The organism is Candidatus Neomarinimicrobiota bacterium (assembly GCA_022560655.1).
In the GTDB taxonomy this organism is placed as follows: domain Bacteria; phylum Fidelibacterota; class Marinisomatia; order SCGC-AAA003-L08; family TS1B11; genus JADFSS01.
In genome coordinates, this window is sequence record JADFSS010000001.1 from 1 (window position 1) to 12,535 (window position 12,535).

The following is a 12,535-nucleotide window of genomic DNA, read 5'->3' on the forward strand; positions in this document are numbered from 1 at the left end:
GAAGTGGCGGTGTTTTATACGGATGAGGGGGGTCTTCGCTAACCCTCCAGCAGATCGTCCTGCTGACCTTCTTGGAGCTCCTGGATCTTGAGGAGCGGTCTCTCCAGCGTTCTAGTCCGTGTGGTTACCAGCGCATCGTAGTCACCCTTGGCAGAATCAAGAGATCGGCCCAGCTTATCCATTTTCCCCACATACTGCTCCCACTGCTTTTGGAAAACAGCCAGCTCGCTCATGATTTCGCCAGCCCGCTGTTCCACAGAGAAACTGCGGACCGCCTCATGTATGAGAGACAGAACAGCGTACAGAGTTATCGGAGAGCACAACACGATGTGGTTCTCTAGAGCAAAATCAAGAAGTTCAGGATAGTTCTTGTGGATAAAACCATATATTGACTCATTTGGGATAAAAATCATCACAAAATCCACTGTTCCTTCCGCGGGGTCAACGTACCCCCGGCCTGCTACATCTCTTATATGATATTTAACTGCGGTTAGGAAATGCTTCTTAGCATCCTCCGCTTCGCTGTCTGAATTGGCATTCAAGTATCGCTCATATTGATCAATTGGGAACTTCACATCCAGGTTAATTTTTTTTCCCTTGGGTAATAGAAACGAGTAGTCCGGTCGCACACCGGAGGCCAGCTGGGGGCGAACCTGATAGTTAATGCCCTCGACCAGGCCCAGGACTGATAAGATATCTTCCACCATCCGCTCACCCCACTTTCCCCTCGCTTGGGAGGAAGAAAGTACCAGACGAAGCCCCTCAGCAGTGGAGCGCAACTTCTCCGTCTCCTCTTTACCTGTAACAAGACCTTCTTCAAGCCGAGTAGATTTTTCCACCAAACTCTTGAGGGTAATACCCATCTCCTGGAGGTTGGCATCAATCAGCTTTTTCTTGCCCTCGAGGTGTAGCTCCCCCTCCTTCATGAGGGCCTTAAATTTTTCTTCCGAGAGTTTTATGAGCTCCGTTGTCGATTTGGAAAGGGCGCTACCCGCCGCGATTTCCATTGCACTTTGAATGCGTCCCTCTAGACTATCCAGCACATCTTTCCTGGATTTGTATAGGTATCCGACCACAAAACCTACAGCAAGTGATGCTGCGATGGCCAGCAGGAGATATAGAACTATGGACATACCTACACTTTGTGTGGGTTATTGGCTTGGCTCTTCTTCACCGTCAATATCACGAGAATGTTAACCTCTCCGGGCTACTGGGAACAGGCTTTAGCACATGATAATTGGCACTTGCCATCTTAAACCCCTATCGCAGTTCTGGTGCTCTGGACAATCTGCCTGGCCCGCTTCACGTCATCCCGCCACTGATTCGCGCTCAAGGGCAGGCCCGCAAATTTTGCCAAATCGCTCTGCTGAAGCACCTCACCGATTCGCAGGATGGTGTCCGGATGATCCAATCTTGCCGGCAGCAGTGCCAGAATCTCCGTGGTGGTCATTTCCAGGGCACGAAATACAAACCGCGACTCCAGATATTGGCGCAGCACCTGAGACAGCTGCAAATAGAAGGCGTCAGCCTCGTCGGAGCGGTAGTCAGCTGCGCCCAAGCCACGCAATGCATCAAGAGCGATCTCCGCGGGCCGGAGTCTGGCGGTTCGGGGTTGGACCCGGGTTTGCATCCGTCGCGTCCGCCAGATGAGTGCCATGGCCGCCAAGAGCAGCAGTGCCGCGCCTACCCTGATCCAGACGGATTGCGGATTGATCAGTCTTACTGGGACCATGCTCTTGATCTCGCGGATGTCCCGTTCCTGTCCGGTGAGTACACTGGCAACCAGTACGAACAGCGAGTCGGTGAGGAGCTGTTGCTCGCTACCGTCCGGCAAAACAATCCTTACCGGGATGCCTGGAAGAACCATCTGCCCCAATTCCCAGAAGCTGAACACATAATCCACCGCCAGAGGCTCACGGTTCGTTTGCAGAAGGCTGGCGCCCGGGGACGACAGCGTCAGTTCAGGGAAGTGCGGGACGACGCCAGGGACCTGGTCTACTTCCAGGCGCAAAGTAACCGGCTCTCCGACTTTCACCGTGTCTGCGCTCCAGCGCGATGTGAGACGCACCCCCTGAGCTTGCAGGGCGCCCATCACCAGCAGCGCGGTAAGCAGCCAACCGTTCAATGGCGGGAGGCCCGGGTGGTGAAATAATGCATCAGGGGGTGCACGTAACTCTCGTGGGTGTCAATGCTCACCAGATCGATATCGTGGCGGCGGCAGAATTCCTCGAAGGTATCCCGTCTCTCGGCCATGCGGCGTGTGAAATGTTCCCGAACCTCTCTTGAGTGCGTATCCAGCCAGGCCTCGGCACCTGTTTCCGGGTCGTACCACTTCACCAGGCCAAGATCGGGAAGGTCGAACTCGCTGGGATCCACTAGACGCAACAGAACCAAATCGTGTTTGCGAGCTGCCAGCTTAAGCGGTACATCGAAACCGTCGTCGAGAAAATCGGACAGCAGGAATATGACGCTACGCCGCTTCAGCACACGGATAAGGTATTCAAGAGCGGTATCCAGCTGTGTTTGTCGCCCCACCGGTTCATGGTAAAGCAAATCCCGGATCAACCTCAACACATGACCCTTACCCTTCTTGGGGGGAATGAATTTCTCCACCCTATCGCTGAATATGAGCAGCCCCACCTTGTCGTTGTTCTTGATGGCGCTGAAGGCCAGAACGGCCGCGATTTCGATGGCGATATCGCTCTTGAGCGCTTCCCCGGTGCCATACATGGACGAGCCGCTGCCATCCACCGCCAGCACCACAGACAGCTCCCTCTCTTCATCAAAGCGCTTGATGAACGGCTTGCCGAACCGGGCGGTGACGTTCCAATCAATGGAGCGGATATCGTCACCGGGCAAATATTCTCGCACCTCGGCAAACTCCATACCCCGGCCTTTAAAGACGGAATGGTATTCGCCACCAAATATGTTGTTCACCAGGTGCCGGGTCTGAATTTCGATAAAGCGGACTTTATCCAGAATTTCCCGGGGTATCATATCAGGCAACAGGCCCTACTGGGAGGAACCGCCAGATGGATCTGAGCGGTGGGTCTGTGCGGGCAAGCATCGAACGGGATCAGGGGGTGGGAATCGTATCGAAAAGCCGGTCGATAATATCCTCGGATGAAACGTCCTCCGCCTCAGCTTCATAGGTAAGCAGAATGCGGTGCCGCAGGACGGGACGGGCGACATCCCGCACATCGTCCAGAGTCACGTAGCCGCGCTGATTCAGGAACGCCCGGGATCGAGAGGTGGTGGCGATGTAAATCGTGGCCCGTGGCGAGGCGCCAAATGCGATCAGCCCTTTGAGATCGCTCAACCCCACTCTATCCGGATCGCGGGTGGCAGTCACCAGATCAACAATGTATTGCTCGATCTTTTCCGCCATATGGATCTCGTTCACCACCTTGCGGCTCTTCAAGATCTGCTTCGCATTTAGCACCGGTTTCGTAGCGGGGAGATCGTTGGTGTGCGCCATCCGTCTGAGGATGAGTAACTCTTCGCCAGTTGTGGGATAGCCCACAATCAATTTGAAGATGAAACGGTCGATCTGGGCTTCGGGCAGCGGGTAGGTTCCCTCCTGCTCGATAGGGTTTTGTGTCGCCATCACCATGAACGGCTTTGGCAACAGAAAGGTGTTGCTGCCGATGGTGACCTGTCCTTCCTGCATGGCCTCCAATAACGCACTCTGTACCTTGGCAGGCGAGCGATTGATCTCATCAGCGAGCACGATATTGGCAAAAATTGGGCCTTTCTTGGTTTCAAAGGACCCGTCCTTGGGGTTATAGATCATGGTGCCTATCAGGTCCGCAGGCAACAGGTCAGGTGTAAATTGGATGCGCTGAAACTTTGCGGAGATCAGTTGCGAGAGTGTGCTGATCGTAAGGGTTTTCGCCAACCCTGGAACCCCCTCCAGCAGAACATGCCCACCGGCGAGCATGGCGATGAGCAGCTTTTCAATCAGGTCATGCTGGCCAACGATGACTTTGCCGATGCCCTCGCGAAAGGCGCCCACATATTGCGATTCGGCCGCGATGCGGTCGGTGAGCGCCTTGAGCGAGTCCTGCTTATCACCGATCGCGCTGCGAGCCTCAGCTGGCACTGACCACATCCTTGAGCACATCAATATCTTCCATGGGCTTGCCCATATTTTCGAGCTCGAACTCTACCGATGGGATCAATTCGTGATTGGGATAATGGTCGATGAACTGGAGATAAGCCTGTTGGGCGGCCGGGTAGTCAGCCAGATGATTGGCGTAGACAAAGCCTAACATGAACAGCGCTTTCACCCCTTCATCCGTCTGGGGATAGCGATCGATGGTGCTGCGTAATGCCTCCAGGGCCGCCGGAATGTCACGGGTATTGTTTAAGTAGATATCACCGATCCGAAACTGGGCCTTAGACGCGACAGTGTGCGTTGGATAGGTCTTTACCAGGACCTTGAGGGACTTGATCGACCGTTCGTACTGTCTGGCCGTTACCTCACGCTCAGCCCGGCTCCAAAGTTCTTCCGCGGTTTCGGTTACGCCGCACGACACTACTATGAGCGTTAAGGCCATGGGGAGATAGTGCTTAAGTGGTCGCATATGTCCGAACTCCTCCTTTATTATCCCAGTCTGGTTTGCAAAGCAGAAATTTATGCCGGGCATCACCGGCCCTTCAAGATCGAAATGGCATGCAGTTCTACTTGCCTCGCCGCTGTGTGGTTCCCTCGGCACTCTGCTCGATCGTGCCCGGTACTGGTGGTGTGTAGTACCTCCAGCCCTGGGGAGCCAGCGGGCCGGAATTTTCCTGCCGCCCCAACCCTGCTAGAAAGTATGCAGGAATGCCAATTGGTAAGTGGGTATGAGTGCAGACAGGCTAGCCTCTTCAAAGGCTGTAGACAGGCGAGCGTCTTGAAAGGCTGCATCCATGCGGATGGGACCCAGTGGCGTCGAGATCAGTAGCCCGATGCCAAAATCCCAACCGGTAATCCAATGCTGGGCGGGCCGCTCTGCATCATAGCCTCGGTCCCTGTCGGTGAGGAAAACGCGCAGAGCACCTCCATCCAGAAATAACTCACCGCCGATGACCCAGAACAGCGGTATGCGCAACTCGATGTTAGCCAGCACCTTGGCGGTGCCACCTACTTTGGAAAACTTACCCGGGTCCAGCCAGCCCCTCAAGGAAGTGCTGCCACCCAGTTCAAACAGGTGGTAACGTTTCAGGCTCAACGAACTGCCCAACGGCCAGGCTTCCAATATGCTGAACTTGAATCGATACGCAAGCACGGCAGGTCGAAAAATGGGGCGGTAGCGCCGGAAGTCAACTTCCAGCTTGGCAAACCCATCTACCTCGTCAAGAAATGTGCCATGGATTGACGGCAGCAGCTGAAAGACGGTCCCCCGGCGCGGAGCCAGCAGATTGTCCACGCCCCGGTAGCGATAATCTACTTTCAACCGCGGCTCGGCACCCTGCACAGTTTCATCGGGCAAATCACCACTGGCTTTGATAAAGACCCATCCGAACGCACCACGTAGCTGGGCCTTTTCCAGGCGCTTAGAGACAAATGACAGTTCAATGCCGCTCTGCCACAGGGTAGGTCCCTGACTCGCGCGATAGTCGGAAAAAAACCGTAGTGAAGTAGGTATGCGCAGACCGAGAGTCCACGGCGTAATAATGTCCCACGCCAGCAAGAAATTGGGCTTCCCGATATTTTCGAGAGTGAGATCGCCTTCGACTGTCAGCCCGGTTCGCACGCTCGAATTGAGCACCCGCGCGCGCCAGAACTGAACCGAACTGTACAGCGCTGTGTTAGGTTCGCCTTCCCCCGGTGGCTTGGTCTGGCGGAATCCGAGGCTCAAATCAACACTGCGCCGCTTGAGTTCACGAATCCGAATTTCCAGATCGGCGACACCGGGACCGGAGGCCCGGAGTGTGGGGATGATTTCGACGGCACCGAACATCCCTGACTCAAATATTCGCCGCTGGCTAAGGAGAAGTTTGCTGCGGTTAAATGTGTCGCCATACTCGAACAGCAGTTCGCGCCTGACCGTCCACTCAGGCACATGGGTCAGCCCCCGGATGGTCACGTCGCCAACTGAATAGGTCAGTCCCTCGGATATGGTGAGGCGCAGGCGAATGCCATCCTCAATCTCGATCTCTTCCAGGATATCGACCGCCAGCTTGCCCTGATTCTGGTAATGATGGCGCAGGTCTTCCAGCCGGTTTCTAAGCACCACGGGGTTGTACGGCTCGCCTAATTGCACTCCCAAGAAATTGATAATTTCCTCACGGGTCATGTGCCGATTGCCGGCTATGGATATAGCGGTCAAATTGTATTGACGCCCCCGATCTATTGTTTGGATAACCTCCACGCGCCCATCGGGCAATACTGTAAACGAATCGGCTACCTGGGCCTCCAGATAGCCCCGGCTGACGAAGAAATTCCTGAGGGTGATGGCATCAACTTTGAGTGCCCGGCGGCTGAACGGCGTGCTACCCAGGCCAAATATGGAGGGCGTTTTCAACTTCATCAAGCCCATCAGTTGCCGCTGATCAGCAAATGAGAGACTGTCACGCAGGGTGATTTTTGCGATGGGCAAGCCGTCAACCTGGCCCGCCAATCCCACAGCGAGGGTCAGTAGGATTAGCGCTAGCCGTGGTATACGAGTCATGGTGGCCACGGGGCCCAACGATCAATAGCGCAGCTTGAAACGCAACGCGCCCTGATACAAACCGTCTTGATCCACCGACCCTACTACCGATAAATTTCGGTTCAGGCGATACGCAATTTGATACTGATTGAAACTGAGGGTTGGATCAGCCCGCAGACCCACATACAACCGTGGAGATAGACGTTTACCGATATGAATTCGGACCTGCTGCAGGCTGGGAATCAGCGTCCTGGGGCTCATGGTCTGAATTCGAAAGCGATCCAGTCCCGAGGCCTGACGTGCATCCTCCTGAATTCTCCTAAGGAGGATATCCTTCAAACTCAGTCCGGCTGTAAGGGCTGGATCTACTGACCCTGAAGGATCCTTGCCCAGCGCAAACAACTGGAGAAAATCGCTCTCAGTATAGGCGGAGGAATTGTAATCAAACGCAAACTGGTGATCCTCCAGGGTGCCGGTCATGACCAGAGTAACATCAATGAGCTCGGGGTCAGATCGGCCGCCGCTACCAGACGCATCCGATCCGGGGGCATCCACCTGGGTGGTTGCCCGAATGTAAAACTGCGGATTGAAGACCGACGGATCGAGCGTCACCCGGGCCTCGTCAAATACAAACTCGTAGCCATTATAAACAAAGCTGCCGTCAATCACCTCAATGGTACCTGCGAAACGGAACTCCTCCGACCCAACCTTTAGCAAGGTAATCTCGCCCTCAATCTCCGCATTGATCTCAGTATTATCCACGATGGCGCCGGCATAGAGCGGCACATGGATGTCATAGATCACGATAGTCCCTTCATCAATCTTCCGCAGGGCATAATTCTCAGGTGGGGCCAGATCGAGACGCAGGACTATCTGGTTCTGATTGGGAGTGAACTCGCCACGGAAGTAAATCGAATCCCGCCCGACAATACTAAAGGCTGGCGAGCCAACAGCCTCGATCTCCTTGAACGGCCGTGCAAAATAGACATCCTCACCGGCGATTCGTAGGTTAAAATACGGCTTGAAAAACCGGGTCAATTCCATGGTGCCGGCCACTGCCAGGCGCGAGTTGTCCCTGCCCCGCTGCCGGTCCCGTGGGGTGTGTCCTTCCAGCCGAACGACCCTGAGAAGGTTGTTTTCGATAACCACCTCACCCTGAATGCCTGTAATTGGGTTCTCCATCATAAACAGCTGTAACGCGCCGTTCTGGACCTCAAGCCTGCCGTTGCGGATCAACCGCTGGAAGGTACCCGATAACGCCAGTTCAATAGCAAACTCGCCTTTCAGTGAATCGATGTCGTCCTGAAAGAAGGCTGTGATGAATTCCAGTCGTGAGGACCTGCCGGAGAAGGCCATATCTACAGGCGCATCTCTGATGATATCCAGTGTGCCTGTCGTTGGGCGGAGATCGATAGGCAGCGTGCCGCCGCCCATATATGCGCCGACGTTGGTGGTGAAGGTCAGGTCAGAAAAGGTTAACTCCTGCTGGCTGTAATGCAACTGGCCGGCAAGGTGCTCCCCATGTAGGCGATCAAACCGGGGATTTGCAATCACTAAATCACCATCGTAAATGGGCGCTTTGGCCGGTCCTGTGGCCGTAATCGTGCCAGTCACCAGACCACCTGTTTCGAAGCGCCACGGTAGTATCGACTGCAGGTCTTCAAGAGGCATGCGATTCAAGTCAACCCGTAGAGCCAGTGAGTCCAGGGCACCGATGCCCATGAGGTGGTCGCGATCCCGCCCGTAGGACAGGACGCCGGAGATGGCCACGCCACCGTCCCCGTGCAGCCAATCCAGTCGCCGCAGACTGAGCCGGTTGTCCCGCAGGTAAAACTCTGAACTCATCGCCGTGAACGGCACCTGGTCAAGCTCACCTTCGGAGGCATGCACCGATCCGGACAGGGTCATCTGGCCATCTATATGACTGATGCTGGCACTGGCATTCACACTTCCGCGAATGCGGGGAGGCACACCGATAAACCGCTGCAGTCGTACCATGTCGATCTGGTCGACCGTGGCCTCCAGCGTGAAGTTATCACGGTCGGCCCAAGCCCCGGATAGGTCTATGACGCCGGCGGCAACGTTCAGGGCGAGTGGCGACAACTCCACTCTTGCCCCCGCCCGTTGCAGGATACTGTGGCCGCCTGTCAACATCTCTGTGTTATGCCACACTGTAACAGTATCCAATACCAACTTGAGTGGATCGGAGAGCGCAAGGTATCCCCTGGTGTCCAGCTTATCCAATCCGTGATAAAGCCGGAGCGTCTTGGCAAACAGGGTATCACCGGCAAAGATGAATTCGGCTTCGCCACCTTCGGCTGATAGACCCATGAAGTCCAGATCACCCATCGAGGCAAAGAGGCGGCCGCGAGGATGGGAACGCGTGTGATCCAATATGAACTGGATAAATGCTTGACCAATCGTAAAGTCTTGATAGTGCGTCCCACGAAGCATGATTGCCCCGGTTACGGCCGGATCGTCCCAGGGCCCGTTGATCCAGACCTGACCGTTAGCAGCACCCCCGACAGGAACCCACCCCAGTTTTGACAGAAGTTCTTCCAACCCCTCTGACTGCAGGTATATTTCGAGGTCCAGCATTTGCATGTCCTCATCAGCACTGCCCCACAACTGAAAATCGCTCCCCGCAAAGCGAAGGGAGGCGGTATCGGTGATCGTCCAGACGCTACCATTTCGGGCCACTCCACCGTGTACATCATGGAATTCATTATCCAGGAATGCCAAACGATCCAGACTCAGTGTCAGCGTGGCGATGCGAGGCTCGCCTTTCTCCAAATAGGCACTAACCGTGGCCTCGCCATCCAGCACGAGTGCCGGAAACATGGGGAGGAAATCGCTCAGTCTGGCCTGCGCGAAAGAGGCATTCAAAACGGCCTTCCCGTCAAATGATATGTCGCCGGTCGCTTCGACCCGCTGGGACCCCAAGGCAAATACGCTGCGGTCCAGGCGAATCCCCCCAGGGGTCAGTTGGAACTCAATTTCGGCCTGGTCCAAAGTCCGGCCCCGGGCCACCAGCTGCATGGAGATTTCGCACTTCAGGGCCCCCGGGGGCCCGGTTACATGGCCACTTATGGTGCCGTAGTCCAGCCAGTCAGGTAGCGCGGCTGGTCGCTTAAACTGATTGGATGCGACCTGCAGATCGAGTTCAATAGATGGGATAACCTGAACCTGGCCGCTGAGGCTAACGTAGCTGCCCCGATAGCCGATCTCCCCCGAATCAACGGTGAGTCGCTGCCCGTCAAAAGCAATACGCTCTCCTGCCAAGTGGAGCGTATCCTCCCTCTCCGGGGAGACCAGCTTGAGGGCCAGGTGTTCCATGACAAGGGCATCAGACAAATCAAACTTGCCGGAGAGTTGCAGCTCATACTGGTCGGCTCCACGGGTAATCTGCCCATCCAGAATGGTCAACTTTTGGACCGAGAGCCAGGGCATTTGACTAAAATCTATGATGCTTCGGGTGACCCCTGCTTGGATCGGTGGCAGTTCCAGACTCATTTGCTCAATGAAGAGTTTATCAAGTGACAGGTCGCGACGAAGCAGGCGCAAGAAATCAACATTCAACCGAGCATTACTTAGATGCAACCTGAAGCGCCCGTCCACGGACTTGACCGTTATTTCACGAAAAGCAAGGGTCCCAAGAATATCTCCTTCGAAGCCCTTATATGAAACACGCAAACCCAATGGTGCCAAATATTTGCGACTTGCATAGGTCTGGAGATATTTTGTAAGCACACCTGGAAAGAATGCCACGATCGTAAACCCTGCTACCAGCACTACCAGCAGGACCCTACCCACAAAACGGACTACTTTTTGCCACCAATACATTTGACTGATTACCAATTCTTTTTGAACTTACAACCGGCAAGGCTGTCATAAAAACAGAACGGGCGTAGCAATGCCGCCCGTTCTGGACTCGCCGAGGCGCTACTTATATTTACTTCTTCTCGTCGACTACTTCAAAATCGGCGTCTTCAATCTCGCCATCCTCCACACTCTGACCCTTTGCAGAACTACTGTCCTGGCCTTCAGGCGTGGGCGTATCCTTGGCATCGGCATACATCTGTGTGGCCAACTCGGACCAGATGCGATTGACCCCGTCAACTGCATCCTGAATATCCTTGGCGTTGGAGCCGACATTGGCAGTCTTGAGCTTTTCCAACTCACTGTCAAGCTTGGATTTATCATCCTCAGATAACTTGTCGCCAAACTCCTTGACCTGCTGCTCCGTCTGGTGGATGAGCTGATCAGCCATGTTGTGCAGCTCAACCTCCTCACGTTTACGTTTATCCTCCTCGGAATTGGTCTGCGCGTCACGACGCATGCGCTCAATTTCCTGTTCGGTCAGACCGCTGGATGCTTCGATACGGATGCTCTGCTCTTTGCCAGTAGCCTTGTCCTTGGCAGCCACATGGAGAATCCCGTTGGCATCAATGTCGAAGCTGACCTCGATCTGCGGAATGCCTCTGGGCGCCGGCGGGATACTGTCCAGGTGGAAACGGCCAATGGTCCTGTTGTCAACGGCCATGGGCCTCTCGCCCTGCAGTATGTGGATCTCAACCGATGGCTGGTTGTCCGATGCCGTTGAAAAACTCTGGCTCTTTTGGGTAGGGATCGTGGTATTGGCGTCAATCAGATTGGTCATGACCCCACCCAGGGTTTCGATGCCCAGCGAGAGAGGAGTTACATCCAGGAGCAGGACGTCTTCCACGTCTCCAGCCAGTACGCCGCCCTGTATCGCTGCGCCAATGGCTACGACCTCATCAGGGTTCACCCCCTTGTGGGGCTCCTTGCCGAATAAATCCTGAACGATCTGCTGCACTTTGGGTATACGCGTACTGCCTCCCACCAGAATAACTTCGTCCACATCGGAGGGCTTCATCTTGGCGTCCTTCAAGGCCTGGATACAGGGTTCCTTCAGTCGCTGAAAGAGCTCTGCTGTAAGGGTCTCGAACTTGGCGCGGGTAAGCTGGATGGTCAGGTGCTTTGGTCCCGACGCATCAGCAGTAATAAACGGCAGGTTCACGTCTGTCTGGAGCGCGCTGGAAAGCTCCATCTTCGCTTTTTCGGCCCCCTCTTTGAGCCGCTGGAGGGCCATGGGGTCCTCCCGCAGGTCGATCCCCTCATTCTTTTTAAACTCATCGGCCATCCATTCTATGAGCACCTGATCAATATCATCGCCACCCAAGTGTGTATCCCCGTTCGTGGACTTCACCTCGAATACACCTTCCCCTAGTTCCAGGATAGAGACATCGAAGGTGCCCCCGCCGAAATCAAAGACTGCAATTTTTTCATCCTTCTTCTTGTCCAGACCGTAGGCCAGAGCGGCGGCCGTTGGCTCATTGATAATGCGCTTGACATTCAATCCGGCTATCTTGCCCGCATCCTTGGTAGCCTGGCGCTGAGAGTCGTTAAAGTAGGCGGGTACCGTAATCACGGCATCGGTGACCTTGGCGCCAAGGTAGGATTCGGCATTCTGCTTAATTTTTTGAAGAATCATGGCACTGATTTCCGGAGGCGAATAAGTTTTCTTGCCCACCTTAACCTGAACGGCACCCTTGGGTCCCTTGATTACCTCGTACGGAACTTCATGCCTCTCCTGCTCTACCTCGTCGTACGTGCGCCCCATGAATCGCTTGATAGAATAGATCGTGTTTTCTGGATTCGTTACCGCCTGTCGTTTGGCGGGCTGGCCGATGAGCCGGTCATCGGTCTTCGTGAAAGCTACCATAGAGGGTGTGGTGCGGCCACCTTCAGCATTTTGTATCACCGTGGGCGTTCCACCCTCCATCACGGCCAAGCAAGAGTTGGTCGTTCCCAGGTCGATGCCAATAATTTTTCCCATCTCAATCCTCCTTCGGGGTTACCCCTCTCATTACAATAAT

At 54.9% G+C, this 12,535-nt stretch carries 8 protein-coding genes; all 8 read right to left on the reverse strand.

The window, feature by feature from the left end:
* Positions 1-38: 38 nt before the first annotated feature.
* The gene (locus tag IH971_00005; GenBank protein MCH7496219.1) at positions 39-1,133 is read right to left on the reverse strand and encodes a DNA recombination protein RmuC; all 1,095 of its coding nucleotides are present in this window, start codon (positions 1,131-1,133) and stop codon (positions 39-41) included.
* A gap of 119 nt (positions 1,134-1,252) precedes the next feature.
* Positions 1,253-2,125, reverse strand: coding sequence for a hypothetical protein (locus IH971_00010; protein ID MCH7496220.1), 873 nt, complete (start codon positions 2,123-2,125; stop codon positions 1,253-1,255).
* Entirely contained in the window at positions 2,122-2,997 is an 876-nt protein-coding gene (locus tag IH971_00015; GenBank protein ID MCH7496221.1) for a DUF58 domain-containing protein, read from the reverse strand. Before IH971_00015 ends, IH971_00010 begins: the two co-directional genes overlap by 4 nt.
* Positions 2,998-3,076: 79 nt before the next feature.
* Positions 3,077-4,111, reverse strand: coding sequence for a MoxR family ATPase (locus tag IH971_00020; protein MCH7496222.1), 1,035 nt, complete (start codon positions 4,109-4,111; stop codon positions 3,077-3,079).
* Complete coding sequence (locus IH971_00025; protein MCH7496223.1) at positions 4,092-4,586, reverse strand: tetratricopeptide repeat protein; 495 nt, start codon at positions 4,584-4,586, stop codon at positions 4,092-4,094. The genes IH971_00020 and IH971_00025 overlap by 20 nt, the downstream gene beginning before the upstream one ends.
* A 222-nt stretch (positions 4,587-4,808) precedes the next feature.
* Positions 4,809-6,656 (reverse strand): BamA/TamA family outer membrane protein, encoded by a 1,848-nt coding sequence (locus IH971_00030; GenBank protein MCH7496224.1) that lies wholly within the window; start codon positions 6,654-6,656, stop codon positions 4,809-4,811.
* A gap of 21 nt (positions 6,657-6,677) precedes the next feature.
* Positions 6,678-10,478, reverse strand: coding sequence for a translocation/assembly module TamB domain-containing protein (locus tag IH971_00035; GenBank protein MCH7496225.1), 3,801 nt, complete (start codon positions 10,476-10,478; stop codon positions 6,678-6,680).
* 109 nt (positions 10,479-10,587) lie between these two features.
* Positions 10,588-12,495, reverse strand: coding sequence for a molecular chaperone DnaK (gene dnaK, locus IH971_00040; GenBank protein ID MCH7496226.1), 1,908 nt, complete (start codon positions 12,493-12,495; stop codon positions 10,588-10,590).
* Between the last annotated feature and the right edge of the window lie 40 nt (positions 12,496-12,535).

Coding starts and splice junctions, on each gene's coding strand:
- IH971_00005 (MCH7496219.1), bottom strand. CDS start 1,133: ATGTCCATAGTTCTATATCTCCTGCTGGCCATCGCAGCATCACTTGCT.
- IH971_00015 (MCH7496221.1), bottom strand. CDS start 2,997: ATGATACCCCGGGAAATTCTGGATAAAGTCCGCTTTATCGAAATTCAG.
- IH971_00020 (MCH7496222.1), bottom strand. CDS start 4,111: ATGTGGTCAGTGCCAGCTGAGGCTCGCAGCGCGATCGGTGATAAGCAG.
- IH971_00025 (MCH7496223.1), bottom strand. CDS start 4,586: ATGCGACCACTTAAGCACTATCTCCCCATGGCCTTAACGCTCATAGTA.
- IH971_00030 (MCH7496224.1), bottom strand. CDS start 6,656: ATGACTCGTATACCACGGCTAGCGCTAATCCTACTGACCCTCGCTGTG.
- IH971_00035 (MCH7496225.1), bottom strand. CDS start 10,478: ATGTATTGGTGGCAAAAAGTAGTCCGTTTTGTGGGTAGGGTCCTGCTG.
- dnaK (MCH7496226.1), bottom strand. CDS start 12,495: ATGGGAAAAATTATTGGCATCGACCTGGGAACGACCAACTCTTGCTTG.